Here is a 26,088-nt window from a genome sequence, read left to right on the forward strand (position 1 = left end):
ACTTAGCCCTGGTGGGGCATCAGCGACGGATCGCCGGCAAAGGCTGGTTTCGTACTGGACAATGCCGATTCGTCAGCGCTGATGCTGCCGGAATTCGCCGCCCATACTCCTTCACTGGTCTTGGTCACTTGCTGATGCTGAGCATTCAGATCCTGGCCCATCGCCGCAATATGGGTCGTTTCCGTACCACCGCTGTTATCCGCCCACGGAATCGTGGCGTCAGCCGCGCAGGCGACACCGGATAAGCACGCTGCTGCGACCAGCGCTGTGGTTAAAAAGCGTTTCATCACACACCTCATTGATATCGTTAACTACCTATAAGTTTACAGAGTGACTATTTACAAAGTATGTATGAGGTGTAGCGGTTTATGAATAGCGACATAGTTCTAAACATCAGGCATAAAAAAAGCGGCTCCGGGAGCCGCTTATGCTTTTTGCCTGAAAGAAAAAGTTACTTTTTCTTCGCTTTGGCGTTCGGCAGGTCGGTGATGCTGCCTTCGAATACTTCTGCCGCCAGGCCAACAGACTCGTGCAGAGTCGGGTGAGCGTGGATAGTCAGCGCGATGTCTTCAGCGTCACAGCCCATCTCGATAGCCAGGCCGATCTCACCCAGCAGCTCGCCGCCGTTGGTGCCGACAATCGCGCCACCGATAACACGGTGGGTCTCTTTGTCGAAGATCAGTTTGGTCATGCCGTCTGCGCAGTCGGAAGCGATAGCACGGCCGGAAGCAGCCCACGGGAAGGTGGCGGTTTCGTAGCTGATGCCTTTCTCTTTCGCTTCTTTCTCGGTCAGACCCACCCATGCCACTTCTGGCTCGGTGTAGGCGATCGATGGGATCACTTTCGGATCGAAGTAGTGCTTCAGGCCGGAGATAACTTCTGCGGCAACGTGACCTTCGTGGACGCCTTTGTGCGCCAGCATCGGCTGACCGACGATATCGCCGATAGCAAAGATGTGCGGCACGTTGGTGCGCATTTGTTTGTCAACGCGGATGAAGCCACGATCGTCAACTTCCACGCCCGCTTTGCCTGCGTCGAGGTTTTTACCGTTCGGTACGCGGCCGATAGCCACCAGCACGGCGTCGTAACGCTGTGCTTCCGCCGGCGCTTTTTTGCCTTCCATGGAAACATAAATACCGTCTTCTTTTGCTTCAACGGCAGTCACTTTGGTTTCCAGCATCAGGTTGAATTTCTTGCTGATGCGTTTGGTGAAGACTTTCACCACATCTTTATCGGCAGCCGGGATGACCTGGTCGAACATTTCAACCACGTCGATCTCTGAACCCAGCGCATGGTATACGGTACCCATTTCCAGACCGATGATACCGCCGCCCATGACCAGCATGCGTTTCGGCACAGATTTCAGCTCCAGGGCGTCGGTGGAGTCCCATACGCGCGGATCTTCATGCGGAATAAATGGCAGTTGAATCGGACGGGAGCCCGCCGCGATGATGGCGTTGTCGAAGTTGATCACGGTTTTGCCGTTTTCGCCTTCCACTTCCAGGGTGTTAGCGCCGGTGAATTTACCCAGACCGTTAACCACCTTCACTTTACGCCCTTTGGCCATGCCAGCCAGACCACCGGTCAGCTGAGTGATGACTTTTTCTTTCCAGGTGCGGATCTTGTCAATGTCAGTTTTCGGTTCGCCGAAAACGATGCCGTGTTCGGCCAGCGCTTTCGCTTCTTCGATAACTTTTGCCACGTGCAGCAGCGCTTTAGAAGGGATACAACCCACGTTCAGGCACACCCCACCGAGGGTGCTGTAACGTTCTACGATGACGGTTTCCAGACCTAAATCAGCGCAACGGAAGGCTGCAGAGTAGCCTGCAGGACCTGCCCCAAGTACCACGACCTGAGTTTTGATTTCAGTACTCATCATGACCTCTGTAATTTATATCCGGCGGGTCTGACGCTATTATTTTTACGCCCAAGTCCACCGGGACGTTCTATCCGCGTGTATTTTACAAAATTGTTAACAATTTTTAAACAACAAACGGCAAACGATTTTGTCCTTTGTTGCTGATAATCCCAAACAGCCTGAGGTTATCAGAAAAAAGCCGGCCGTCAGGCCGGCTTTTTCAATTACATCACCAGGCGGCGAATGTCGCTCAGGGTGTTGTTGATGATGGTAATGAAGCGGGCACCATCAGCACCGTCGATGACGCGGTGGTCGAAGGACAGAGAGATCGGCAGCATCAGACGCGGCACGAACTCTTTACCATTCCATACCGGCTCCATCGCGGACTTAGACACGCCGAGGATGGCCACTTCCGGCGCATTAACAATCGGCGCGAAGTGGGTGGTACCCAGGCCGCCGATGCTGGAGATGGTGAAGCAACCGCCCTGCATTTCGCCCGCCGTCAGTTTGCCATCGCGCGCTTTCTTCGAGATGGTGGTCAGTTCACGAGACAGCTCGGTGATGCTCTTCTTGTTCACGTCTTTAAAGACCGGAACCACCAGACCGTTCGGGGTATCCACCGCCACACCGATGTTGATGTATTTCTTCAGCGTCAGACGCTGACCATCTTCGGAGAGCGAGCTGTTGAAGCGCGGCATCTGCTCAAGCGCAGCGGCCACGGCTTTCATGATGAAGACAACCGGGGTGAATTTCACGTCCAGTTTACGCTTCTCAGCTTCTGCGTTCTGCTGCTTACGGAACGCTTCCAGATCGGTGATATCGGTTTTATCGAAGTGCGTAACGTGCGGGATCATGACCCAGTTACGGCTCAGGTTGGCACCAGAAATTTTCTGGATACGGCCCAGCTCCACTTCTTCGATTTCGCCGAACTTGCTGAAGTCAACCTTCGGCCATGGCAGCATGCCCGGGATACCGCCGCCAGCGGCAGCCGCCGGTGCGGATTCAGCACGCTTAACAGCGTCTTTCACGTAAGCCTGAACGTCTTCGCGCAGGATACGACCTTTACGGCCGGTGCCTTTCACTTTCGCCAGGTTAACGCCGAACTCGCGCGCCAGGCGGCGAATCAGCGGAGTGGCGTGGACGTAAGCATCGTTTTCAGCGAATTCGGTTTTACCTTCCGCTTTCGCAGCCGGTGCCGCGGCAGGCTTAGCGGCCTGAGCCGGAGCTGCAGCCGGTGCCGGAGCAGCGGCCTGAGCCGGTGCGGCGGCAGGCGCAGCGCCTTCCACTTCAAAGACCATGATCAGGGAGCCGGTTTTGACTTTATCGCCGGTGCTGATTTTGATCTCTTTGACGGTGCCCGCGAACGGCGCCGGCACTTCCATAGATGCTTTGTCGCCTTCGACGGTGATCAGGGACTGCTCAGCAGCCACTTTATCGCCGACTTTTACCATCACTTCGGTCACTTCAACTTCGTCGCCGCCGATGTCCGGTACGTTAACGTCTTTCGCACCGCCAGCCGCAGCTGGAGCAGCCGCCGCCGGAGCAGCAGCCTGAGCAGGTGCGGCAGCAGGCGCAGCGCCCGCCACTTCGAAGATCATGATCAGGGAGCCGGTGGACACTTTATCGCCGGTGTTGATCTTGATCTCTTTCACGGTACCCGCGAACGGCGCCGGCACTTCCATCGAGGCTTTATCGCCTTCGACGGTGATCAGAGACTGCTCAGCCGCAACGGTATCGCCCACTTTCACCAGAATTTCAGTGACTTCAACTTCGTCACCGCCGATGTCCGGCACGTTCACTTCTTTCGCTGCCGCGGCAGCTGCTGGAGCAGCGGCGGCCGGAGCGGCTTCTTTCTTCTCTTCCTGCGCAGGTGCAGCGGCTGCTGCACCCTCGGCGGAATCGAAAATCATAATCAGTTTGCCAGTCTCGGTTTTGTCGCCGACGGAGACTTTAATCTCTTTCACGACGCCAGCCTGCGGAGACGGGACTTCCATAGAGGCTTTATCGCCTTCTACGGTGATCAGCGACTGTTCAGCTTCAACTTTGTCGCCCACTTTGACCAGAATCTCGGTGATTTCAACTTCATCAGCCCCGATGTCCGGTACTTTGATTTCGATAGCCATTATTCTTTTACCTCTTACGCCAGACGCGGGTTAACTTTTTCTGCATCGATGTTGAATTTGGTAATTGCGTCCGCAACCACTTTCTTATCGATTTCACCACGTTTAGCCAGTTCGCCCAGCGCTGCAACGACCACATAGGAAGCATCGACTTCGAAGTGGTGACGCAGGTTTTCACGGCTGTCGGAACGACCGAAGCCATCGGTACCCAGTACGCGGTAATCGTCAGCCGGTACGTAGGTACGAACCTGCTCGGCGAACAGTTTCATATAGTCAGTGGATGCCACTGCCGGAGCGTCGTTCATCACCTGAGCGATGTACGGCACGCGCGGGGTTTCCAGCGGGTGCAGCATGTTCCAGCGTTCGCAATCCTGGCCATCACGCGCCAGTTCGGTGAAGGAGGTGATGCTGTACACGTCAGAGCCCACGCCGTAGTCTTTCGCCAGGATCTGCGCTGCTTCACGGACGTGACGCAGGATAGAACCGGAGCCCAGCAGCTGAACTTTACCTTTGCTACCTTCGATGGTTTCGAGTTTGTAGATACCTTTGCGGATACCTTCCTCGGCGCCTTCCGGCATGGCCGGCATGTGGTAGTTTTCGTTCAGGGTAGTGATGTAGTAGTAAACGTTCTCTTGTTTCTCACCGTACATACGCTCCAGGCCGTCATGCATGATGACCGCCACTTCGTAGGCGTAGGACGGATCGTAAGAGATACAGTTCGGGATAGTCAGAGACTGAATATGGCTGTGGCCATCTTCGTGCTGCAGACCTTCGCCGTTCAGCGTCGTACGACCGGAAGTACCACCAATCAGGAAGCCGCGAGCCTGCTGGTCGCCAGCCTGCCAGCACAGGTCACCGATACGCTGGAACCCGAACATCGAGTAGTAGATGTAGAACGGGATCATCGGCAGGTTGTTGGTGCTGTAAGAGGTCGCCGCAGCCAGCCAGGATGCGCCTGCGCCCAGCTCGTTGATCCCTTCCTGCAGGATCTGACCTTTCTCGTCTTCTTTGTAGTATGCAACCTGCTCTCGGTCCTGCGGGGTGTACTGCTGGCCGTTCGGGCTGTAGATACCGATCTGACGGAACAGACCTTCCATACCGAAAGTACGCGCTTCGTCGGCGATGATCGGCACGAGGCGGTCTTTGATGGATTTGTTCTTCAGCATCACGTTCAGGGCACGAACGAACGCGATAGTGGTAGAGATCTCTTTATTCTGCTCTTCCAGCAGCGGGCGGAAATCTTCCAGCGTCGGCAGCTCCAGCTTCTCAGTGAAGTTCGGCTGACGGCTCGGCAGATAGCCGTGCAGTTTCTGACGCTGAGCGTGCAGATAGGTGTGCTCTTCGGAACCTTCCGGGAAGGTGACGTAAGGCAGTTTTTCCAGATCGGCATCGGCAACCGGCACGTTGAAACGATCGCGGACGTAGCGAACGCCGTCCATGTTCATTTTCTTAACCTGGTGAGCGATGTTCTTACCTTCAGCAGTGTCACCCATGCCGTAACCTTTGATGGTATGGGCGAGGATAACGGTCGCTTTGCCTTTGGTTTCCTGCGCTTTTTTCAGAGCAGCATAAACTTTCTTCGGATCGTGGCCACCGCGGTTCAGGGCCCAAATCTGCTCGTCAGTCCAGTCGGCAACCAGCGCAGCGGTCTCCGGATATTTACCGAAGAAGTGCTCGCGCACATAAGCGCCGTCTTTGGATTTAAAGGTCTGGTAATCGCCGTCAACGGTTTCTTCCATCAGCTGAATCAGCTTACCGCTGGTGTCTTTACGCAGCAGCTCATCCCAACGACCGCCCCAGATAACCTTGATAACGTTCCAGCCAGCGCCCGCGAAGATGCCTTCCAGTTCGTTAATGATTTTGCCGTTACCGGTGACCGGACCGTCAAGACGCTGCAGGTTACAGTTGATAACGAACACCAGGTTGTCGAGCTTCTCACGGGTCGCGATGGTGATCGCGCCTTTAGATTCCGGCTCGTCCATCTCACCGTCGCCCAGGAACGCGTAAACGGTTTGTTTGGAGGTGTCTTTCAGACCACGGTGTTCCAGATATTTCAGGAATTTAGCCTGATAAATCGCCCCGATTGGGCCCAGGCCCATAGAAACGGTCGGGAACTGCCAGAATTCCGGCATCAGTTTCGGGTGCGGATAAGAGGACAGACCTTTACCGTGAACTTCCTGACGGAAGTTGTTCATCTGCTCTTCAGTCAGCCGACCTTCCAGGAACGCACGCGCATAAACGCCCGGAGAGATGTGACCCTGGAAGTACACCAGGTCGCCGCCATCCTGCTCATTGCGTGCGCGGAAGAAGTGGTTGAAGCACACTTCGTAGAAGGTTGCGGAAGACTGGAAAGAAGCCATGTGGCCGCCCAGTTCGAGATCTTTTTTCGATGCGCGCAGAACGGTCATGATGGCGTTCCAGCGGATCGCAGAACGGATACGACGTTCCAGATCCAGATTACCCGGATATTCCGGCTCATCTTCAACGGCAATAGTGTTGACGTAACCGCCGGTCGATGCGCCAGCAGCCACTTTCACCCCGCCTTTGCGGGCTTCAGAAAGGAGTTGATCAATAAGATACTGAGCGCGCTCAACACCTTCTTCACGGATGACCGATTCGATCGCCTGTAGCCAGTCGCGAGTTTCGATCGGATCCACGTCATTTGGTAAACGTTCTGACATGGGGGGTATTCCTTATCTATCTAATCGTTGATTAATCTGGAACCTGTCCCATTGAACTCTTCGTTCTTCACCTTTGAACAACCAAAAATTCAATAAGACAGGTTCTGCGTTTAGTTGCCGCGCTCTAAAAATGGCGCTTAAGAACCGGAGTTCTCGTCCTTTCGTTGCTGTAAACGACGCAGCGAGCGTTCTCTACGACTCTGCTCACGGCTACGGTCCAGCAAAATTTCCTCAATGAACGCCAGGTGACGGTGCGACGCCTCACGCGCCTGCTCCGGCTCCCCGGCCATTATCGCCTCGAAAATGCGAGTGCGATGGTTGCTGACCAACGGGAGCATTTCCCGGCGGGCATACAGCAATTCAAAGTTCTGACGCACGTTTTGCGCCAGCATCGGCTCCATACACCTTAGCAGATGAAGCAAAACCACATTGTGTGCCGCCTCGGTGACGGCGATTTGGTACTGGACGACGGCGCCGGACTCAGCGTCCAGATCGCCCGACTGCTGAGCCCGCTCAATAGCCTGATGCAGCTCGCGGATACGGTCGCGATCTTCATCATTGCTGCGCAGCGCCGCGTAATAAGCCGCAATGCCTTCCAGCGCGTGACGGGTCTCAAGCAGATCGAATTGGGATTCAGGGTGATCGGACAGCAGCTCGACCAGCGGATCGCTGAAGCTCTGCCACAGGCGGCTCTGAACAAACGTTCCACCTCCCTGACGACGAAGCAACAGGCCCTTGGCTTCGAGGCGTTGAATCGCCTCACGCAGCGAGGGGCGGGAAACGTCGAACTGTTTAGCCAGTTCGCGTTCAGGCGGGAGTTTTTCACCGGGGCGCAAGGTCCCCTCAAGGATCAGAAACTCCAGCTGCTGCTCTATCACATCGGATAATTTTGGTTGGCGGATTTTGCTGTAGGCCATATTCCCTGTCTCTGCCATTAGCCCGGAGTCAATTGGTCTTACCAATTTAAAGTTCGTAGCGCTAAAGTAACAAAGTATTCACCTTCTGTCCATACAGGTTTTGATTGAAATCAGTAAACGACGGACATTTTAACAACCTTACAGAAATAACATTTCAGAAATGTAACCTTGCACAAATGTTACGTTTACTCATAAAGAGGTAGCATTAACTTAATGGAAACGAAAAATTACGCTATCTGAACCGATTCAACGACCCAATAAATGAATACAAAGACAATACAATTGAATAAATAATCACAAAGAAGCAATGCATCGGAATAATACAGAATGTGTCTATTGATGTCTTTTTAGACACATGGTCATCATCCCTTCATAAAGCAGGTGCATTCAAACGCGCTTACCACTATTCTCCCTGAGACGAAAGGCTTTTTTCTGAATTACCGCACCGCCTTCCGTAAACAAAACAATACAGAAACGGAAGTCGCTAAATACACAAACACAACAATATGTGCGCGCCATCACTCAGGTAAAAAGTGGGCCACTTCGCCCAAATTTTCGCTGGCTATGCTTTCTGGCAGGGACAGCAGTGAAGCAGCAACCTGACGGATGACGTACACAAAAAATAATCACACACGAGGTTTCATATGGAAGGTCAACAGCACGGCGATCGGCTGAAGCGCGGCCTGAAAAACCGCCACATCCAGCTCATCGCGCTGGGCGGGGCTATCGGCACCGGCCTGTTTCTGGGGAGCGCGTCCGTCATTCAGTCCGCCGGCCCGGGTATCATTCTTGGTTACGCGATTGCCGGTTTTATCGCCTTTCTGATCATGCGTCAGCTGGGCGAAATGGTGGTGGAAGAGCCGGTAGCCGGTTCGTTTAGCCACTTTGCTTATAAATACTGGGGCGGCTTTGCCGGCTTCGCCTCCGGCTGGAACTACTGGGTGCTGTATGTCCTGGTGGCCATGGCGGAACTCACTGCCGTCGGCAAATATATCCAGTTCTGGTGGCCGGAAATCCCAACCTGGGCCTCAGCGGCGGTCTTCTTCATCGCCATCAACGCCATTAACCTGACCAACGTGAAAGTGTTCGGGGAAATGGAGTTCTGGTTTGCCATTATCAAAGTGGTCGCCGTTGTGGCGATGATTTTGTTCGGCGGCTGGCTGCTGTTCAGCGGTAACGGCGGCCCGCAGGCGACAGTACGTAACCTCTGGGATCAAGGCGGGTTCCTGCCGCACGGCTTTACCGGACTGGTAATGATGATGGCGATCATCATGTTCTCCTTCGGCGGTCTGGAGCTGGTGGGTATCACCGCGGCGGAAGCGGATAACCCGGAGCAAAGCATCCCGAAAGCCACTAACCAGGTTATCTACCGTATCCTGATCTTCTATGTTGGCTCGCTGGCGGTACTGCTCTCGCTGCTGCCGTGGACGCGTGTGACTGCGGACACCAGTCCGTTCGTCCTGATTTTCCATGAGCTTGGCGATACGCTGGTGGCAAACGCCCTCAACGTAGTGGTGCTGACGGCGGCCCTGTCGGTGTATAACAGCTGCGTCTACTGCAACAGCCGTATGCTGTTCGGTCTTGCCCAGCAGGGGAACGCACCGAAAGCGCTGCTCAGCGTCGACAAACGCGGCGTGCCAGTGAGTACCATTCTCGTCTCCGCCGTGGTCACCGCCCTGTGTGTGCTGATCAACTACCTGGCGCCGGAATCCGCATTTGGCCTGCTGATGGCGCTGGTAGTCTCCGCCCTGGTGATCAACTGGGCGATGATCAGCCTCGCGCATATCAAATTCCGTCGCGCCAAACAGCAGCAGGGGGTCACCACTCGCTTCCCCGCCCTCTTCTACCCGCTGGGTAACTGGGTGTGCCTGCTGTTTATGGCCGCGGTGCTGGTAATTATGCTGATGACCCCGGGGATGGCGATTTCCGTTTGGCTGATCCCGGTATGGATCGCCGTGCTGGGCGTGGGCTATCTGTTTAAACAGAAAGCCGCCGCCACCATAAAAGCACAATAATACATCTCATCAATAATTCTCTTTGCTCTGCGCCCCCTCCCTGAATGACGGGCGCAGAGCATTGTTATCTGCTTCACACTTTCCCCTCCATAGCTTTTTTATCCATATCGTCAACGCGTTCCTGCAACGTAATTCTCTCGATAGCAGCCAATAATTCTCTCCATACTGCAACGGAGAGACCGCACATGGCAGACAATAGACTTTCAATAAAAGAAAAGATTGGTTATGGGATGGGGGATGCCGGATGCAATATCATCTTTGGCGCCATCATGCTGTTTGTTAACTATTTTTATACCGATATTTTCGGTCTGGCGCCGGCGCTGGTGGGCGTACTGCTGCTGTCGGTGCGCGTCATCGATGCGGTGACCGACCCGATCATGGGCGCCCTCGCCGACCGCACCCGCAGTAAATATGGCCGCTTTCGTCCATGGCTGCTGTGGATTGCTTTCCCCTACGCCCTGTTCAGCGTCCTGATGTTCACCACTCCTGAGTGGACCTATAACAGCAAAGTCATCTATGCGTTTGTCACCTACTTTCTGCTGTCGATTACCTATACCGCGATTAACATCCCCTACTGCTCGCTGGGAACGGTGATGACCGCCGATCCGAAAGAGCGCGTTGCCTGCCAGTCTTATCGTTTCGTGATGGTGGGTATCGCCACGCTGTTGCTGTCATTAACGCTGCTGCCAATGGCCGACTGGTTCGGCGGCGCCGATAAAGCGAAGGGCTATCAGATGGCGATGACCGTGCTGGCCTTCATCGGCATGTGTATGTTCCTGTTCTGCTTCGCTACCGTACGCGAACGCATCCACCCGGCGGTACAGACCAATGATGAACTGAAAAAAGATCTCAAAGACGTGTGGAAAAATGACCAGTGGGTACGCATCCTGCTGCTCACGCTGTGCAACGTCTGTCCGGGCTTTATCCGCATGGCCGCCACCATGTACTACGTCACCTGGGTAATGGGGCAAAGCACCCATTTTGCCACTCTGTTTATCAGCCTCGGCGTGGTCGGGATGATGATTGGCAGCATGCTGGCAAAAGTCCTCACCGACCGCTGGTGCAAACTGCAGCTCTTCTTCTGGACCAATATCGTGCTGGCGATCTTCTCCTGCGCCTTCTATTTCTTTAATCCGCACGCCACCACGCTGATTATGGTGCTCTACTTCCTGCTCAACATCCTGCATCAGATTCCCTCCCCGCTGCACTGGTCGCTGATGTCCGATGTTGACGACTACGGCGAGTGGAAAACCGGCAAGCGCATCACCGGCATTAGCTTCTCCGGCAATCTGTTCTTCCTCAAAGTCGGCCTGGCGGTCGCCGGGGCGATGGTCGGATTCCTGTTGTCATGGTACGGCTACGACGCTGGCGCCAAAGCGCAAAGCGCCTCCGCCCTCAACGGCATCGTGCTGTTGTTCTCGGTTATCCCCGGCGTCGGCTACCTGATCACCGCCGGCGTGGTGCGCCTGCTGAAAGTTGACCGCACCCTGATGCGCCAGATCCAGAGCGATTTAGAGAAGCGCCGCAGCAACTACAGCGAGCTGAATGAATACCAGGAACTGAAAACCAGTGAACACGTAAGGAAAGCCTGATGAATAACTGGCCCAACCCCTTTATTGAACAGCGCGCAGATCCCTTTATTCTGCGCCACCTTAATCACTACTACTTTATTGCCTCGGTGCCGGAATACGACCGGCTGGAGATCCGGCGCGCGGCGACCCTTGAAGGATTACGCGATGCGGAGCCGGTAGTGGTCTGGCGCGCACCGCAAAGCGGGCCGATGAGCCAGCTGATTTGGGCGCCGGAGCTACATGAGATAGACGGTAAGTGGTATATCTATTTTGCCGCCACCCATACCCACGATCTGGATGCGCTGGGCATGTTCCAGCATCGTATGTTCGTTATCGAGTGCGCCGACCACGATCCGCTGACCGGCCGCTGGCAGGAAAAAGGCCAGGTGGTCACGCCTTTCGATACCTTCGCCCTCGATGCCACCACCTTTATCCATCAGGGCAAACGCTGGTACCTGTGGGCGCAAAAATCGCCGCATATCGAGGGCAACTCAAACCTGTATCTCGCTGAAATGGCCAACCCGTGGACGCTAAAAGGCAAGCCGGTCATGCTGAGCAAGCCGGAGTTCGACTGGGAGTGTCGGGGATTTAAGGTCAATGAAGGACCCGCGGTGCTGGTGCATGGCGATAAGCTGTTCATCAGCTATTCCGCCAGCGCCACCGACGAAAACTACTGCATGGGGTTGCTCTGGATTGACCGGCAGGCCGATCCGCTGCAGCCGGCAAACTGGCATAAAGCCCCGCAGCCGGTGTTCCGGACCAGCTATGAAAACCGCCAGTATGGCCCGGGCCATAATAGTTTTACCCAAACGCCGGCGGGGGAAGATGTGCTGGTCTACCACGCGCGGAATTACACCGAGATTGAAGGCGACCCGCTGTATGACCCCAATCGTCATACCCGGCTAAAACTCGTCAGCTGGAGAGAGGACGGCATGCCCGACTTCGGCATCCCGCCGGCGGATACGCTGTAGCGGTTCGGTATGCGGCCCGCTGGCGCGGGTTCTCCAGGCCGGGTCAGGCGAAACCGCCGCCCGGCAACATGCCAGGTACGGCGTCTGATATAGAACCCGGCGCCGCTGTTGCTTGCCGGGCCTGCGCAGTGTGGGTCTCCAGGCCGGATAAGCGCAACGCCATCCGGCAATTAACGCCCCAGATGTGAGGGTATCGTGGCAGGTAGAGTACGAGCGCAGGCCGTTACACCAGGGTGCCGTAAATCGTCAGCAGCGCCATGATCACCACCACCACCAGCGAGGTTTTCTTGGCCATCGACACCGCGGCCTTCGGGGTCGCCACTTTATCCACGTGCGGTTCACGAGCCAGGGAATACTGCGCCAGGCGGGTCAATACCTGATACTGCGACGAATGGCGGTCGCCTAACGATGCAAACCACGCCGGTAGCGCTTTCTCTCCATGCCCCACCAGAGCATAGACAACCCCCACCAGACGCACCGGCAGCCAGTCCACAATATGCAGGATACCATCGATTCCGGACTGCAAACGATGATGCGGCGTCTGGTAGCGCGCCAGCCACGTCTGCCAGGCACGCAGGACGCTATAGGCGATAAGCGTCAGCGGCCCCCACGCCCCACCGACCACAAACCAGAAGAGTGGCGCCAGGTAGTAACGATAGTTAATCCATAGCAGCGCATTTTGCAGTTCGCTAAGGTACTCGCGCTCATCACAGCCCGGGGGGACGCCGTGTATCAACGTCAGCTCGCTAGCCATCGCATCGCAGGCGCGGCTGTCATTGCGCGACGCCGCTTTCAGATAGGCATGATAGTGCAGCCGAACCTTACCGGCGCCGATGCACAGCAGGCCTAGCAAAATCCAGAACACCAGCAGCGGTACGTTGAACAGCTGCCCCTGCAGCAAGCGCTGAATAATGTAGACCACCGCGACGGCGACCAGGGTCATCAGCAGCGTTCCCGGCAACGAGAAATGTTTTATCCGGCGGAACGCCACCTCCAGCCGATGATCAAGCTGCCAGTGTTCGCCCAGTTTAAACAGGCGTTCAGCGATAAGCACCAGCAGCGTAGTAAACAGCGTCATGAGGTCTCCTTTTCGGACGGCGCGCTGAGCAGCGCACGAAATTTTTTCCAGTCAAAGGCCGGTCCCGGGTCCGTCTTGCGAACGGGCGCGATATCGCTATGGCCCGTGATGTTTGCGGCGATGGCAGGATAAATCGCGATAAGCAGATCCGTCACCGCCGCCAGCTGCTGGTACTGCGCATCGGTATACGCCAGGGTATCCGTGCCTTCCAGCTCTATACCGATGGAAAAGTCATTGCAGCGTTCACGCCCCTGATAGCTGGAGACACCCGCATGCCATGCACGCTTATCGAAAGGCACATACTGCACGATTTCACCATCACGGCGAATCAGACAATGCGCCGAAACGCGCAGATGAGCGATCTCGGCAAAGAAAGGATGCGCGTGAGGATCCAGGGTGCCGGTGAACAGCGCGTCAATCCATGGACCACCAAATTCACCTGGCGGCAGGCTGATATTATGCACCACCAATAAGGAAGGGGCCTCTTCATCCGGACGGCAGTCATGGTGCGGCGAGGGAACCCGCCGCGCGCCGACCAGCCATCCCTCGTTCAACTGCATGCGGGATCTCCTTTCGCGAACTCATGCTTCCGGGCCACACGCCGGCCCAAAGGATGAAGTGTGTATGGTACTGAAACGTCGTTCAGGTTAGCATGTTTCCCACTTCTGAATCTTATCTATCTGGAGCTTTATCATGTCGCCTCGTCGTTACAACCCCGACCGCCGCCGTGACGTGCTGCTGGAACGTATTAATCTCGATATTACCGATGCTGTCGCACACTCCCTGCGGGAAGATTTGGGCGGCGAAGTCGACGCCAGCAACGATATTAGCGCACAATTATTGCCGCAGGATGCCCGCTCCCATGCGGTGGTCATTACCCGCGAAGATGGCGTCTTCTGTGGTAAACGCTGGGTGGAAGAGGTCTTCATTCAGCTCGCCGGTGACGACGTGAATATCACCTGGCACGTCGCCGATGGCGATGCGGTCAAAGCCGATCAACCCCTGTTCGAGCTGGAAGGCCCATCGCGCATTCTGCTCACTGGCGAACGTACGGCGCTGAACTTTGTGCAAACCCTCTCCGGCGTCGCCAGCGTTGTCCGCCGCTATGTCGACCTGCTGGCGGGCACCAAAACCCAACTCCTGGATACGCGCAAAACGCTGCCAGGGCTGCGAACCGCTTTGAAATACGCGGTTCTCTGCGGCGGCGGCGCCAACCACCGCCTGGGGCTGTTCGACGCTTTCCTGATTAAAGAAAATCACATCATCGCCTCCGGCTCGATCCGTCAGGCGGTGGAAAAGGCGTTCTGGCTGCATCCTGATGTGCCGGTGGAAGTGGAAGTGGAAACGCTGGATGAGCTGGAGCAGGCGTTAAAAGCCGGGGCCGATATCATTATGCTCGATAACTTCACCACCGACCTGATGCGCGAGGCGGTGAAAATTACCGCTGGCCAGGCGGCGCTCGAGGTCTCCGGCAACGTCACCTTTGACACCATCCGCGAATTTGCCGACACCGGGGTCGACTATATCTCCGTCGGGGCCCTGACCAAACATGTGCAGGCGCTCGACCTGTCGATGCGTTTTCGCTGAAGATTGGGCCTTCACGTTTCCGGCGTGAAGGCCTGAATTTGCGACCCGACTCGCAGCCGCTCTTGCTCACCATGCAATCCCGCTAAAAACCCTGGAACCCGGTTTCCCGGATCGTTTTCGTCTCCTAGCCTGTCCCCCTGAATCCCGTCACAGTGCTTCTGTCACAACAAGGAGCGACTTATGGATAAACAACGAGGTTTTACCCTGATTGAACTGATGGTGGTCATCGGCATCATCGCCATTCTCAGCGCCATCGGCATCCCGGCCTACCAGAACTACCTGCGTAAAGCCGCCCTCACCGATCTGCTGCAGACCTTTGTCCCCTACCGGACGGCAATTGAACTTTGCGCGCTCGATCATGGCGGCCTGACGACATGCGACGGCGGCAGCAATGGCATCCCCTCGCCAACCACCACGCGCTACCTCTCCGCCATGAGCGTGGCAAAAGGGGTCGTTACCCTCACCGGCCAGGAAAGTCTCAACGGACTGGGCGTCACCCTAACCCCGACCTGGGATAACGCCGAGGGCGTCACCGGCTGGCAGCGGGTCTGCACTATCACCGACAACAGCGCGCTTCAGCAGGCCTGCGAAGACGTCTTCCGCGTGAAGTGAGGGCGACAACATGAAAACAGAACAGCTGCTCCCTCTCTGTCGTCGCCATCACGCCCTGCTGCTGCACAGCGATGAGCAGACGATATCCATTGCGGTGGTCGATACCCCGCCGACGGAGCTAATGGAGGCGCTACGTTTCGCGACGCAAAAACGGATCGATATTGAATGCTGGAGCCAGGAGCAGATGGATAAGCGCCTGCAAGTCCAGGAAAAGCAGGCGCTGCTGGCGCAAAATGCAGGCCCGGAAAACATCGCCGAACGGGTCAATCAGATCCTCGAGCAGGCCCTGCGTCAGCGGGCCTCCGATATTCATATCGAACCCACGGAAACGCACTTACGGATCCGCCTGCGTGTCGATGGCGTGCTACACGCCCTGCCGCTGCTGGCGCCCGAGCTGGCCGCGCCGGTTATCGCACGACTCAAGGTGATGGCCAGTCTCGATATCGCCGAGCATCGTTTGCCGCAGGATGGTCAGTTCGCGCTGAACCTCGCCGGACGGCCGCTCTCCTTTCGCATCGCCACTCTGCCCTGCCGCTATGGCGAGAAAATTGTCCTGCGCCTTCTGCATCAGGTTGACCAGGCGCTGGATCTGGAGGCGCTCGGCCTCTCATCCTCTCAGCTGGCGGCCTTCCGCCAGGCGCTGAATCAGCCGCAGGGGCTGCTGCTGGTCACTGGCCCAACCGGAAGCGGGAAAACGGTGACCCTCTACAGCGCCCTGCAGGCGCGAAACCGGGAGCAAGTGAACATCTGTAGCGTCGAGGATCCTCTGGAGATCCCCATCGCCGGGATGAACCAGACGCAAATCAACCCGCGCGCCGGGCTGACCTTTCACAGCGTACTGCGCGCCCTGTTACGTCAGGACCCGGATATTGTGATGGTGGGTGAAATCCGCGATGCCGAAACCGCTGAAATCGCGCTGAAAGCCGCCCAAACGGGTCATCTGGTGCTCTCTACTCTGCACACCAATTCCACCAGCGAAACCCTTACCCGCCTGCAGCAAATGGGCATCGCCCGCTGGATGATCTCCTCTGCGCTCTCGCTGGTTATCGCCCAGCGTCTGGTCCGCAAGCTGTGCCCCCACTGCCGGCGCAATGCCGGCAGTGCCGCCGACCTGCCGCACAGTCTGTGGCCCCGCTCGCTGCCGCGCTGGCAGGCCGCGGGCTGCGAACACTGTTATCACGGGTATCACGGCAGGCTGGCGCTGTTCGAGGTCTTGCCTGTCACTCCGGGGCTACGTCAGGGGATAGTCCAGGGGCTCAACGCCATTGAGATCGAATCTCTGGCGCGAGCCGCGGGCATGATGACGCTCTTCGAAAGCGGATGTCAGGCTATCGAACAGGGCTTGACCAGCCTCGAAGAGGTGGTGCGGGTGCTGGGGATCCCCCATGGCGACTAAGCGTCTCTGGCGCTGGCGAGGCGTCGATGCGCAAGGCGCTCCTTGTCAGGGGATGCTATGGCAAGCCAGTCGTCCGGAGGTGCTGCATCACCTCCAGCAGCAGCGCATCCTGCCGCTGGCTATACGCCGCTGTACGGTGAAGCAAAGCCTGTGGCACCCGCGCTACAGCAGCGAAACAATCCGCCAGTTGGCAACCCTGCTGCAGGCCGGGCTACCGTTGGCGGAAGGGTTATCGCTTCTGGCGCAGCAGCAACCGCATGGGCAGTGGCAGGCGCTGCTTGAGGCGCTGGGCCGCGAACTGGCCCAGGGCGTGACTTTCTCTGCCGCACTGGCGCAGTGGCCGCAGGCTTTTCCGCCACTGTATCTGGCGATGATTAGCACTGGCGAACTGACGGGCAAGCTCGATATTTGCTGCCAGCAGCTGGCCAACCAGCAGCAGGAGCAGCAGCGGCTCGCCGGCAAGGTCAAGAAGGCGCTGCGCTACCCGCTGATCGTGCTCACACTGGCGCTGCTGGTGGTGCTGGGGATGCTTTATTTTGTCCTTCCTGAATTCACTGCCATCTACCAGACGTTCAATACGCCGCTGCCGTTATTAACGCGAATGGTTATTGCGGCAGGGGACATGCTGAGCCGCGGCTGGCCGTTACTGCTGGCCTTTCTGATGAGCCCGCTGCTGCTCAACCAGCTGGTCCGGCAGCGCGCCGACTGGCTGCTGCGTCGCCAGCAGCTGCTTAACGCACTCCCTCTCATCGGCCCCCTGATCGGCGGCCAACAGCTGAGCCTGATATTCACCGTTCTGGCGTTAACCCAAAGCGCCGGTATCAGCTTTCTGCAGGGGCTGCAAAGCGTTGAAGAGACCCTGTCGTGCCCGCTGTGGCGCCAGCGCCTGGCGCAGGCCCGCGCGCTGATCGTTCAGGGGGATCCGATCTGGCAGGCGTTAAGCCGCTGCGGCGGTTTTACACCGCTGTGTCTGCAGCTCATCCGCACGGGGGAAAGCGCGGGGGCACTGGATCAGATGCTGGAAAACCTGGCGCATCATCATCGTGAGCAGACCCATCAGCGAGCCGACAGTCTGGCTGCGCATCTGGAACCCCTGATGCTGGTGATAACCGGCTCGCTGGTCGGGATCCTGGTGGTGGCGATGTATTTGCCCGTTTTTCATCTGGGCGATGCCATTGGCGGGGCGGGAGGATAAGCAACGCTGGCACCGCGCAGGCGCCAGCGCAGCCAGTTACAGGCTATTGAATACCCGGTTCTCTTGTTCCTGAACGCGGATAAAGGTGGTGCGTTTGGTCAGCTCTTTCAGTCGCGAGGCGCCAACGTAAGTGCAGGCAGAGCGCAGGCCGCCGAGAATGTCGCGCGCGGTATTGTCCACCGGGCCACGCAGCGGCAGCTTAACGGTTTTCCCTTCCGCCGCGCGGTATTTCGCGACACCGCCCACATGGCGGGTCATCGCCGATTCGGAGCTCATACCGTAAAACAGCATGAATTTTTCACCGTTCTCTTCAACCACAGTCCCGCCGCTCTCTTCGTGGCCCGCCAGCATACCGCCGAGCATCACGAAATCAGCGCCGCCGCCGAAGGCTTTCGCCACATCGCCCGGCATGGTGCATCCGCCGTCGCTGATGATCTGGCCGCCAAGGCCATGTGCGGCATCAGCACACTCGATCACGGCGGAGAGCTGCGGGTAGCCGACCCCGGTTTTGACGCGGGTGGTGCAGACGGAGCCCGGGCCAATGCCAACTTTGACGATATCGGCGCCGGAGAGGATCAGCTCTTCACACATTTCACCGGTGACCACGTTCCCGGCGATAATGGTTTTTTGCGGCCAGGCTTCGCGCGCCTTCGCCACAAACTGGACGAAGTGTTCAGAGTAGCCATTGGCGACGTCAATGCACACAAAGTTCAACTGTGGGTTCTGAGAGATGATCTGTTGCGTTTTATCAAAATCCGCATCGGAAGTACCGGTGGAAACCATCACATGCTTGAGAACGTCTGCGGATACGCTCTGGACAAACGCCTGCCATTCTTCCGCGGTGTAGTGCTTGTGTACTGCCGTCAGAATGCCAAAAGTGGCCAGCGCTTTCGCCATGCTGAAGGTGCCGACGGTGTCCATGTTAGCCGCAATAATCGGCACACCGGACCAGGTCAGGCCTGAATGTTTAAAGGTGAATTCACGTTCCAGCTCAACATCAGAACGGCTTTTGAGGGTAGAGCGTTTCGGGCGGATAAGAACGTCTTTGAAACCAAGCTTCAGATCTTCTTCAATACGCATGTGCGAATTCCTGGGGTTAATGGCATTAATGTGAGAGCACAACTCCAGTGACGTTATCATACGCACGAATCAGGCCCGCGCAAGACTGCGATTTTCACTTTTTTTACGCTACAATCGTATAAATTTACCTGGTGAATGGAGAAAAAAGCGCTTATATCTCCACCCGCCAGCGCATTATTTTTAACCATTTGATTTGCTTGATTAAAAGAAACAGAATAGCGGACGGCGCTCCCGGCTGGCACGGGGCCATCACGACAAGATCGCTGTCGCCTCTCCGGCATACTGCCCGTCCTCGCTGTCTGAATACCAAAAATACGAGCAATCCGTTTCAGGGTCAGAAGATATGGGGTACACAGTCGCGTTAACAGGCGGGATTGGCAGCGGTAAAAGTACGGTCGCCGACGCCTTCGCGCAGCTCGGGATTAAGGTTATCGATGCCGATGTTATCGCCCGCCAGGTGGTCGAACCCGGCACCCCGGCGCTCCAGGCCATTGCCGGCCACTTCGGGCCACAGATGATTGCCCCCGACGGCACGCTAAACCGCCGTCTGCTGCGGGAAAAAATTTTTGCTCAGGTGGAGGAAAAAGCCTGGCTCAACGCGCTGTTGCATCCGCTGATTCAGCAGGAAACGCGCCGCCAGATGCAGGCCGCCACCTCCCCTTATCTCCTCTGGGTCGTACCTTTGCTGGTCGAAAACCGCCTGTCCAGCCAGGCCGATCGCGTACTGGTCGTCGATGTGCCAAAAGAGACGCAAATCGAACGCACCATGCTGCGCGATAAGGTCAGCCGCGAACATGCTGAACATATTCTTGCCGCCCAGGCCACGCGCGAGCAGCGCCTGGCCGTCGCGGACGATGTTATTGAAAACACTGGCACGCCGGATGCAGTGGCATCGGATGTTGCCCGCCTGCACGAAAAGTACTTAACGCTGGCATTGCAGGCCGCCTCACAGGAAAACTCGTAATGCATACCCCCGTTCTGTTTGAACATCCTCTTAATGAGAAAATGCGCACCTGGCTGCGCATCGAATTTCTGATCCAGCAGATGGCTTTCCATCCGATGATTGCCAGCCATGCCGATGCGCTCCATTTTTTCCGTAACGCCGGCGATCTGCTGGATGTCCTGGAGCGCGGCGAGGTGCGTACCGATCTGGTCAAAGAGCTGGAGCGCCAGCAGCGTAAGCTCCAGTCCTGGGCAGAAGTGCCGGGAGTCGATCAGGAGCGCATTAACGCGCTGCGCCAGCAGCTCAAGCAGTCTTCCAGCACCCTGATGGCCGCGCCGCGCATTGGTCAGTTTCTGCGTGAAGATCGCCTGATTGCGCTAGTGCGCCAGCGCCTGAGTATCCCTGGCGGCTGCTGCAGCTTCGATTTACCGACCCTGCATATCTGGCTCCATATGCCGCAGGCGCATCGTGACGAGCAGGTGGCCAGCTGGCTTGCCAGCCTCGATCCATTGGTCCAGTCCCTGAGCCTGATCCTCGATCTGATTCGTAACTCCGGACAGTTTCGCAAACAGACCAGCCTCAATGGCTTTTATCAGGATAATGGCGAAGATGCCGATCTGCTGCGCCTGCGTCTCGATCTGGCCCACCAGCTTTATCCGCAGATCTCTGGCCATAAGAGCCGTTTCGCCATCCGCTTCCTGCCGCTGGACAGTGAGTATGGGATCGTGCCGGAGCGCTTTGATTTTGAACTGGCCTGCTGTTAAGGAGATAACATGTCAGAAGAGACTATCGTCAATTGTCCGACCTGCGGCAAAAACGTGGTATGGGGCGAACAAAGCCCCTATCGTCCATTTTGCAGCAAACGCTGCCAGCTGATCGATTTGGGAGAATGGGCAGCAGAGGAGAAGCGCATCCCCAGCGCGGGCGATCTCTCCGACAGCGATGACTGGAGCGAACAGCAGCCCTGATTTGACGGCACGCTAACCCAACGCCAGTTGGGTTAGCCTCCCAACCTGGGGTTCAGCCCTGGGCGATAAGTTTGCGGATAACCGGTTCATTCGCCGGGGGAAACGCTTCCGGATCCAGCGCCTGCCGCGTCATCCACTGTCCCGGCTGCCCCTCTTTACCCCAGGGCTCGCCTTCCCAGCTTTCCACGAGGAAAAACCACAGCGTAATGTGGCGATCGGGGAACTGATACTCCAGCTTATCAAATAGTGAAAAGGTAGTGGCCGTAATTCCCACCTCTTCCTGCAGCTCGCGGATCAACGCCTGCTCCGGCGTTTCATCAGATTCAATCTTACCGCCCGGGAACTCCAGCTTATTCGCCATATGGGCATCCGCGGCGCGCTGGGTAATAAAGATGTCGCCTTCTGGATTGCGAATTATCCCTACGGCGATTTGCAGTTTTTTCATTGAATCAGCTCCATAAAAAAGGCGCAGAACTCTGCGCCTTTGTTTTTTTATCAGCCCTTAGCTCAGACGGCCATGGCACTGTTTGTATTTTTTACCGGAACCGCACGGGCAAGGATCGTTACGCCCCACTTTACGTTCGCCGGTTTGTGCCGCCAGATCCTGTGCAGCGGCTTCATCATCGCTCTGATGGCTGAGCTGCTGCATCTGCGCCAGGCGCTCGGCCTCTTCACGACGTTGCTGCTCCATCGCCTCGACTTCTTCCGGCATCCGCACCTGCACTTTGCTCAGGGTGCTGATCACTTCATACTTCAGTGACTCCAGCATCGCGGCAAACATAGAGAACGATTCGCGCTTGTACTCCTGCTTCGGATCTTTCTGCGCATAGCCGCGCAGGTGGATACCCTGGCGCAGGTAGTCCATCGCCGCCAGATGTTCTTTCCACAGTGAATCCAGAGTCTGGAGCATCACGCCTTTCTCGAAGTGGCGCATCATTTCAGCGCCGACCACTTCTTCTTTACGCTGGTAGGTCTCTACCGCGCTCTGCAGAATACGTTCGCGCAGGGTCTCTTCATGCAGCTCCGGCTCTTTATCCAGCCACTCTTTGATTGGCAGGTCGAGGTCGAAGTCGTTTTTCAGACGCTCCTGCAGGCCTTCGATATCCCACATCTCCTCTAGCGACTGCGGCGGAATATGGGCATCGATAGTCGCCTTAAACACGTCTTCGCGGATGCTGTTGATGGTTTCGCTGACGTCAGACACGTCCAGCAGTTCGTTACGCTGGGTGTAAATTGCCCGGCGCTGGTCGTTGGCCACATCATCGTATTCCAGCAACTGCTTACGAATATCGAAGTTACGGCTCTCGACTTTACGCTGCGCGTTGGCGATAGCCTTGGTGACCCACGGGTGCTCAATGGCTTCGCCGGGTTTCATCCCCAGTTTACGCATCATGCCGGAAACGCGATCGGAGGCGAAGATACGCATCAGGGCGTCTTCCATCGACAGGTAGAAGCGGGAAGAACCGGCATCCCCCTGACGACCGGCACGGCCGCGCAGCTGGTTATCGATACGGCGTGATTCATGACGCTCGGTACCGATAATGTGCAGGCCGCCTGCGGCCAGTACCGCATCGTGGCGCACCTGCCAGTCGGCTTTGATTTTTTCAATCTGCTCAGGCGTTGGATTTTCCAGCGCCGCGACTTCCGCCTGCCAGCTACCGCCGAGCATAATATCGGTACCACGGCCCGCCATGTTGGTAGCGATGGTCACCGCGGAAGGATAGCCTGCCTGAGCGACGATATCCGCTTCGCTGGCATGGAACTTGGCGTTCAGAACGTTGTGCTTAATGCCGGCTTTGGTCAGCTCACGGGAAACCACTTCCGATTTTTCGATCGAGATTGTCCCCACCAACACCGGCTGACCGGCTGCGGTACGGGTTTTGATATCTTCGATAATCGCCTGAATTTTTTCCGCTTCGGTCATATAGACCAGATCCGCCATGTCTTTACGGATCATCGGACGGTTGGTCGGCACGACCACGGTATCCAGCTTATAGATAGAGCTGAATTCAAAGGCTTCAGTATCGGCGGTACCGGTCATCCCCGCCAGTTTCTCATACAGACGGAAATAGTTCTGGAAGGTGATAGAGGCCAGGGTCTGGTTCTCGTTCTGGATCTCCACGCCCTCTTTGGCCTCAACGGCCTGGTGCAGACCATCGGACCAGCGGCGGCCCTGCATTGTACGACCAGTGTGCTCATCGACGATGATAACTTCGCCATCTTTAACAATGTAGTCAACGTCGCGGGTGAACAGCGCATGGGCGCGCAGCGCGGCGGTGACGTGGTGCATCAGCATAATGTTGGTCGGGGAGTACAGGGACTCACCTTCATCCATAATGCCTTCCTGTACCAGCAGCTCTTCAATCAGCACCAGACCACGTTCGGTCAGGTTAACCTGACGCGCTTTTTCATCCACCGAGAAGTGGCCTTCGCCGGTGAAGGTGTCCGAATCTTCTTTTTCCTGACGGATCAGGTGCGGAATGATCTTGTTGACCTTACGGTACATTTCAGAGCTGTCTTCCGCCGGGCCGGAAATGATCAGCGGCGTACGCGCCTCATCGATCAGGATGGAGTCCACCTCATCCACCAGCGCATAGTGCAGTTTACGCTGAACGCGCTCTTCCGGGCTGAAGGCCATGTTGTCGCGCAGGTAGTCGAAGCCGTATTCGTTGTTGGTGCCATAGGTGATATCGGCAGCGTAGGCTTCACGCTTCGCCGGCGCCGGCAGGCCGGACATGTTGATGCCAACCGTCATGCCGAGGAATTCAAACAGCGGGCGGTTATTTTCGGCGTCACGCTGCGCCAGATAGTCGTTGACGGTCACCACGTGAACGCCTTTGCCGGTCAGCGCATTGAGGTAGGCCGGCAGGGTCGCGGTCAGGGTTTTACCTTCACCGGTACGCATCTCGGCGATGCAGCGATCGTTAAGCACCATACCGCCCAGCAGCTGGACGTCGAAGTGGCGCATGCCGAACACACGCTTACTGGCTTCGCGAACGACGGCGAACGCTTCAGGGATCAGGTTTTCCAGCACTTCGCCTTTTTCCAGGCGCGCGCGGAATTCAGCGGTTTTCGCTTTCAGCTCGTCATCAGAGAGTTTTTCCATCGCCGGTTCCATACCGTTGATGATATTGACGACTTTGCGCATACGACGCAGCGTACGGTCGTTACGGCTGCCGAAAACCTTAGTTAACATTTTAATAAGCATAATAAAATCTCAAACGCCCCGCGGTGCGGAGTCACAAAAAATAGGATGGTCCGTGGTTATTTTCAGCTGAGACGTTGAGGCCCTGCACGGATCCCCGCCACCTGGCTTATCCAGGCGCTGACGCGGAAGGCAGAATATGAGGAAGGGATATACACCGCCTGGCGGATCACTACAGGCGGCGTACTGTCCTGCGTCAGCAGCGCGCTGAGCGTGTCGAGCAGCGCCAGATGCTGCGCCTGCAGCGGAGACGCTTCTTCCGCCACCGGCAACGCCTGCGGCGCCATGGCGAAAGAGAGATGACGAATAACGGTGCGAATGGCATGCTGATGCCAGTAGTCGACGGTAAAGTTGGGCCGGCGATTCGTCTCCAGCAGCGCCAGCTGGGAGAAATTAACTTTACTCGGGTTGTGGTTGCTGGCGGTCGCCTTTGCTGGCGTCGCGGTCTCATGGCCGTTGCTTAGCGCAGGCAGGCCGAGGCTGGCCGCGACCATCCCCAACAGGAGATGCGGCCAAAAATACCGTCTGCCAAACTGTCGCCAGCGCGTCAGCAATCCACTCACGTTCATTACCTTTCTTTGGTATACCCGTCGTCGTTCAGGCTGTCTCTTTATTGACGTTTTTCGCAGGACAACCTGATGTCCACGGGGTAAAGCAACCCGGAGAAATAATTTTGCGCTCAAATACTAACATTAATAGCGCGCTGAGGCAGCATGAATGAAGGCCGTTGCCCGGGGAAAACGCTTAATAAAGCAGCGAACGCGCGCTAATTATTACCCAGCGATCGCAGCGAAAAATAACGGGAAGAGGCTATAAAAGAAAAACGACTGGTTCCCTGGTCGGAGAGAGTACCAGGTTACCAGTCGAATTTACTGAATGGTCAGGCTTACGCCAGAACCATCGACGGTGCGCGGAACGCCATTGGCAATTTTGCGTCGTCTTCGAAGGTCACATACTCCCAGGCTTCCTGTTTTGCCAGAACAGCCTGCAGCAGTTTGTTGTTCAACGCGTGACCCGATTTGTACGCCGTGAATGCGCCGATAATGTTGTGACCACACATAAACAGGTCACCGATCGCATCCAGCATTTTGTGGCGAACAAATTCGTCTTCAAAGCGCAGACCGTCTTCGTTCAGTACGCGATAATCGTCAACAACGATGGCACAATCGAAGCTGCCGCCCAGGCACAGGCCACGGGACTGCAGATATTCGATATCGCGCATGAAACCGAAGGTACGCGCACGGCTAATCTGACGCATGAACGCATCGGCCGAGAAGTTCAGCGTATAGCGCTGGGTGCTGGCATCAATCGCCGGATGGTTAAAATCGATGGTGAAGTCCAGCGAAAAACCATTGTACGGTTTGAATTCAGCCCATTTGTCGCCATCTTCGACGCGAACCGTCTCTTTGATACGTACAAATTTCTTGGCGCAGTTCAGTTCATCGATGCCGGCGTCCAGCAACAGATAAACGAACGGAGCCGCACTGCCGTCCATAATCGGGATTTCCGGTGCATCGACTTCAACAATAATGTTGTCGATACCCAGGCCAGCCAATGCGGCGTTCAGGTGTTCAACCGTAGAAATCCGCACGTCATGCTCATTAACCAGGCAAGTACAGAGCATGGTATCACGCACAGATTTGGCATCAGCCGGAAAATCTACCGGTGGATTCAAGTCGGTGCGACGATAGATGACCCCGGTATTTGCCGGCGCAGGGCGTAACGTCAGTGTGACTTTCTTGCCGGTATGCAAACCGACACCAGTCGCCTGAACGATACGTTTAAGAGTCCTTTGTTTGATCATCGTATAATCTCGCCAATTTACCTATCCAACCGAAGTGTACACCACTATCGGGAGGCCAGTTTAGCACAAAGAGCGCAGATGCCCAAC

22 protein-coding genes are annotated in these 26,088 nt (G+C 56.5%); 10 read left to right on the forward strand and 12 right to left on the reverse strand.

The features are described from left to right. Positions 1-2 precede the first annotated feature (2 nt). From ACLH1I_RS14925 to pdhR, 5 genes are all read right to left on the reverse strand, one after another. Entirely contained in the window at positions 3-287 is a 285-nt protein-coding gene (locus tag ACLH1I_RS14925; RefSeq protein ID WP_004204367.1) for a hypothetical protein, read from the reverse strand. Between the two features lie 164 nt (positions 288-451). Next, positions 452-1,876, reverse strand: a complete 1,425-nt coding sequence (lpdA, locus tag ACLH1I_RS14930) for a dihydrolipoyl dehydrogenase (RefSeq protein WP_002888731.1) — start codon at positions 1,874-1,876, stop codon at positions 452-454. A 206-nt stretch (positions 1,877-2,082) separates the two neighbouring features. Continuing rightward, positions 2,083-3,981 (reverse strand): pyruvate dehydrogenase complex dihydrolipoyllysine-residue acetyltransferase, encoded by a 1,899-nt coding sequence (gene aceF, locus ACLH1I_RS14935; protein ID WP_053810760.1) that lies wholly within the window; start codon positions 3,979-3,981, stop codon positions 2,083-2,085. 14 nt (positions 3,982-3,995) lie between these two features. Continuing rightward, on the reverse strand, positions 3,996-6,659 hold the full coding sequence (aceE, locus tag ACLH1I_RS14940; protein ID WP_198079803.1) for a pyruvate dehydrogenase (acetyl-transferring), homodimeric type: 2,664 nt from the start codon (positions 6,657-6,659) through the stop codon (positions 3,996-3,998). 137 nt (positions 6,660-6,796) lie between these two features. Continuing rightward, positions 6,797-7,576, reverse strand: a complete 780-nt coding sequence (gene pdhR / locus ACLH1I_RS14945; protein ID WP_002888699.1) for a pyruvate dehydrogenase complex transcriptional repressor PdhR — start codon at positions 7,574-7,576, stop codon at positions 6,797-6,799. 644 nt (positions 7,577-8,220) lie between these two features. On the opposite strand from pdhR, the gene aroP reads away from it, so the two are divergent. The 3 genes from aroP to ACLH1I_RS14960 all read left to right on the forward strand — a co-directional run bounded on the left by aroP (position 8,221) and on the right by ACLH1I_RS14960 (position 12,133). Then, the gene (gene aroP, locus ACLH1I_RS14950; RefSeq protein WP_151629149.1) at positions 8,221-9,591 is read left to right on the forward strand and encodes an aromatic amino acid transporter AroP; all 1,371 of its coding nucleotides are present in this window, start codon (positions 8,221-8,223) and stop codon (positions 9,589-9,591) included. A gap of 185 nt (positions 9,592-9,776) precedes the next feature. After that, positions 9,777-11,183 carry a glycoside-pentoside-hexuronide (GPH):cation symporter gene (locus tag ACLH1I_RS14955; protein WP_151629147.1) on the forward strand — a complete coding sequence of 469 codons (1,407 nt, stop codon included), beginning with the start codon at positions 9,777-9,779 and terminating at the stop codon, positions 11,181-11,183. Then, complete coding sequence (locus ACLH1I_RS14960; protein ID WP_017901174.1) at positions 11,183-12,133, forward strand: family 43 glycosylhydrolase; 951 nt, start codon at positions 11,183-11,185, stop codon at positions 12,131-12,133. The genes ACLH1I_RS14955 and ACLH1I_RS14960 overlap by 1 nt, the downstream gene beginning before the upstream one ends. Positions 12,134-12,356: 223 nt before the next feature. On the opposite strand, the gene ampE is transcribed toward ACLH1I_RS14960, so the two are convergent. Together ampE and ampD are read right to left on the reverse strand one after the other, a co-directional pair. Next, positions 12,357-13,211, reverse strand: coding sequence for a beta-lactamase regulator AmpE (gene ampE / locus ACLH1I_RS14965; protein ID WP_004204361.1), 855 nt, complete (start codon positions 13,209-13,211; stop codon positions 12,357-12,359). Continuing rightward, entirely contained in the window at positions 13,208-13,771 is a 564-nt protein-coding gene (ampD, locus tag ACLH1I_RS14970) for a 1,6-anhydro-N-acetylmuramyl-L-alanine amidase AmpD (RefSeq protein ID WP_023319732.1), read from the reverse strand. The genes ampE and ampD overlap by 4 nt, the downstream gene beginning before the upstream one ends. 133 nt (positions 13,772-13,904) lie before the next feature. On the opposite strand from ampD, the gene nadC reads away from it, so the two are divergent. The 4 genes from nadC (at position 13,905) to hofC (ending at position 18,001) form a co-directional block, all read left to right on the forward strand. Then, positions 13,905-14,798 (forward strand): carboxylating nicotinate-nucleotide diphosphorylase, encoded by an 894-nt coding sequence (gene nadC, locus ACLH1I_RS14975; RefSeq protein ID WP_017901176.1) that lies wholly within the window; start codon positions 13,905-13,907, stop codon positions 14,796-14,798. A 180-nt stretch (positions 14,799-14,978) separates the two neighbouring features. Beyond that, complete coding sequence (gene ppdD / locus ACLH1I_RS14980) at positions 14,979-15,410, forward strand: prepilin peptidase-dependent pilin (protein ID WP_004204358.1); 432 nt, start codon at positions 14,979-14,981, stop codon at positions 15,408-15,410. 10 nt (positions 15,411-15,420) lie between these two features. Then, complete coding sequence (gspE, locus tag ACLH1I_RS14985) at positions 15,421-16,806, forward strand: type II secretion system protein GspE (protein WP_080936185.1); 1,386 nt, start codon at positions 15,421-15,423, stop codon at positions 16,804-16,806. Continuing rightward, positions 16,796-18,001 carry a protein transport protein HofC gene (gene hofC, locus ACLH1I_RS14990; RefSeq protein WP_017901179.1) on the forward strand — a complete coding sequence of 402 codons (1,206 nt, stop codon included), beginning with the start codon at positions 16,796-16,798 and terminating at the stop codon, positions 17,999-18,001. Before gspE ends, hofC begins: the two co-directional genes overlap by 11 nt. A gap of 36 nt (positions 18,002-18,037) precedes the next feature. On the opposite strand, the gene ACLH1I_RS14995 is transcribed toward hofC, so the two are convergent. After that, entirely contained in the window at positions 18,038-19,081 is a 1,044-nt protein-coding gene (locus tag ACLH1I_RS14995) for a GMP reductase (protein ID WP_017901180.1), read from the reverse strand. A gap of 343 nt (positions 19,082-19,424) precedes the next feature. On the opposite strand from ACLH1I_RS14995, the gene coaE reads away from it, so the two are divergent. Genes coaE through yacG form a run of 3 tightly spaced genes read left to right on the forward strand, consistent with a single transcriptional unit; the run spans position 19,425 to position 20,992 of the window. Then, positions 19,425-20,045 carry a dephospho-CoA kinase gene (coaE, locus tag ACLH1I_RS15000; RefSeq protein ID WP_017901181.1) on the forward strand — a complete coding sequence of 207 codons (621 nt, stop codon included), beginning with the start codon at positions 19,425-19,427 and terminating at the stop codon, positions 20,043-20,045. After that, positions 20,045-20,788: a cell division protein ZapD gene (gene zapD / locus ACLH1I_RS15005; RefSeq protein ID WP_017901182.1), complete on the forward strand. Its 744-nt coding sequence runs from the start codon at positions 20,045-20,047 to the stop codon at positions 20,786-20,788. Before coaE ends, zapD begins: the two co-directional genes overlap by 1 nt. A 9-nt stretch (positions 20,789-20,797) precedes the next feature. After that, entirely contained in the window at positions 20,798-20,992 is a 195-nt protein-coding gene (gene yacG, locus ACLH1I_RS15010) for a DNA gyrase inhibitor YacG (RefSeq protein ID WP_004204348.1), read from the forward strand. Positions 20,993-21,044: 52 nt separating this feature from the next. Here the strand turns inward: yacG and mutT are convergent, their stop codons facing one another. From mutT to lpxC, 4 genes are all read right to left on the reverse strand, one after another. Further along, positions 21,045-21,437 carry an 8-oxo-dGTP diphosphatase MutT gene (gene mutT / locus ACLH1I_RS15015; RefSeq protein ID WP_017901183.1) on the reverse strand — a complete coding sequence of 131 codons (393 nt, stop codon included), beginning with the start codon at positions 21,435-21,437 and terminating at the stop codon, positions 21,045-21,047. A gap of 57 nt (positions 21,438-21,494) precedes the next feature. Continuing rightward, a complete protein-coding gene (gene secA, locus ACLH1I_RS15020) occupies positions 21,495-24,200 on the reverse strand; it encodes a preprotein translocase subunit SecA (RefSeq protein WP_004204346.1) in 2,706 nt (901 codons plus the stop codon). A gap of 62 nt (positions 24,201-24,262) precedes the next feature. Continuing rightward, positions 24,263-24,760, reverse strand: a complete 498-nt coding sequence (secM, locus tag ACLH1I_RS15025; protein WP_004204345.1) for a secA translation cis-regulator SecM — start codon at positions 24,758-24,760, stop codon at positions 24,263-24,265. Between the two features lie 323 nt (positions 24,761-25,083). Beyond that, entirely contained in the window at positions 25,084-26,001 is a 918-nt protein-coding gene (lpxC, locus tag ACLH1I_RS15030) for a UDP-3-O-acyl-N-acetylglucosamine deacetylase (RefSeq protein ID WP_002888632.1), read from the reverse strand. Positions 26,002-26,088: the final 87 nt, after the last annotated feature.

It is taken from the genome of Klebsiella sp. 1SOBk10mer, assembly GCF_046602535.1.
Taxonomy (GTDB): Bacteria; Pseudomonadota; Gammaproteobacteria; order Enterobacterales; family Enterobacteriaceae; genus Klebsiella; species Klebsiella quasipneumoniae.

What these genes read in the sequence shown, in the direction of transcription:
- ACLH1I_RS14925 (WP_004204367.1), bottom strand. Translation starts at nt 287, where the DNA reads ATGAAACGCTTTTTAACCACAGCGCTGGTCGCAGCAGCGTGCTTATCC.
- secA (WP_004204346.1), bottom strand. Translation starts at nt 24,200, where the DNA reads ATGCTTATTAAAATGTTAACTAAGGTTTTCGGCAGCCGTAACGACCGT.
- nadC (WP_017901176.1), top strand. Translation starts at nt 13,905, where the DNA reads ATGTCGCCTCGTCGTTACAACCCCGACCGCCGCCGTGACGTGCTGCTG.
- ppdD (WP_004204358.1), top strand. Translation starts at nt 14,979, where the DNA reads ATGGATAAACAACGAGGTTTTACCCTGATTGAACTGATGGTGGTCATC.
- ACLH1I_RS14955 (WP_151629147.1), top strand. Translation starts at nt 9,777, where the DNA reads ATGGCAGACAATAGACTTTCAATAAAAGAAAAGATTGGTTATGGGATG.
- mutT (WP_017901183.1), bottom strand. Translation starts at nt 21,437, where the DNA reads ATGAAAAAACTGCAAATCGCCGTAGGGATAATTCGCAATCCAGAAGGC.
- zapD (WP_017901182.1), top strand. Translation starts at nt 20,045, where the DNA reads ATGCATACCCCCGTTCTGTTTGAACATCCTCTTAATGAGAAAATGCGC.
- ampD (WP_023319732.1), bottom strand. Translation starts at nt 13,771, where the DNA reads ATGCAGTTGAACGAGGGATGGCTGGTCGGCGCGCGGCGGGTTCCCTCG.
- yacG (WP_004204348.1), top strand. Translation starts at nt 20,798, where the DNA reads ATGTCAGAAGAGACTATCGTCAATTGTCCGACCTGCGGCAAAAACGTG.
- ampE (WP_004204361.1), bottom strand. Translation starts at nt 13,211, where the DNA reads ATGACGCTGTTTACTACGCTGCTGGTGCTTATCGCTGAACGCCTGTTT.
- aceF (WP_053810760.1), bottom strand. Translation starts at nt 3,981, where the DNA reads ATGGCTATCGAAATCAAAGTACCGGACATCGGGGCTGATGAAGTTGAA.
- lpxC (WP_002888632.1), bottom strand. Translation starts at nt 26,001, where the DNA reads ATGATCAAACAAAGGACTCTTAAACGTATCGTTCAGGCGACTGGTGTC.
- pdhR (WP_002888699.1), bottom strand. Translation starts at nt 7,576, where the DNA reads ATGGCCTACAGCAAAATCCGCCAACCAAAATTATCCGATGTGATAGAG.
- aceE (WP_198079803.1), bottom strand. Translation starts at nt 6,659, where the DNA reads ATGTCAGAACGTTTACCAAATGACGTGGATCCGATCGAAACTCGCGAC.
- hofC (WP_017901179.1), top strand. Translation starts at nt 16,796, where the DNA reads ATGGCGACTAAGCGTCTCTGGCGCTGGCGAGGCGTCGATGCGCAAGGC.
- coaE (WP_017901181.1), top strand. Translation starts at nt 19,425, where the DNA reads ATGGGGTACACAGTCGCGTTAACAGGCGGGATTGGCAGCGGTAAAAGT.
- gspE (WP_080936185.1), top strand. Translation starts at nt 15,421, where the DNA reads ATGAAAACAGAACAGCTGCTCCCTCTCTGTCGTCGCCATCACGCCCTG.
- aroP (WP_151629149.1), top strand. Translation starts at nt 8,221, where the DNA reads ATGGAAGGTCAACAGCACGGCGATCGGCTGAAGCGCGGCCTGAAAAAC.
- ACLH1I_RS14960 (WP_017901174.1), top strand. Translation starts at nt 11,183, where the DNA reads ATGAATAACTGGCCCAACCCCTTTATTGAACAGCGCGCAGATCCCTTT.
- ACLH1I_RS14995 (WP_017901180.1), bottom strand. Translation starts at nt 19,081, where the DNA reads ATGCGTATTGAAGAAGATCTGAAGCTTGGTTTCAAAGACGTTCTTATC.
- lpdA (WP_002888731.1), bottom strand. Translation starts at nt 1,876, where the DNA reads ATGAGTACTGAAATCAAAACTCAGGTCGTGGTACTTGGGGCAGGTCCT.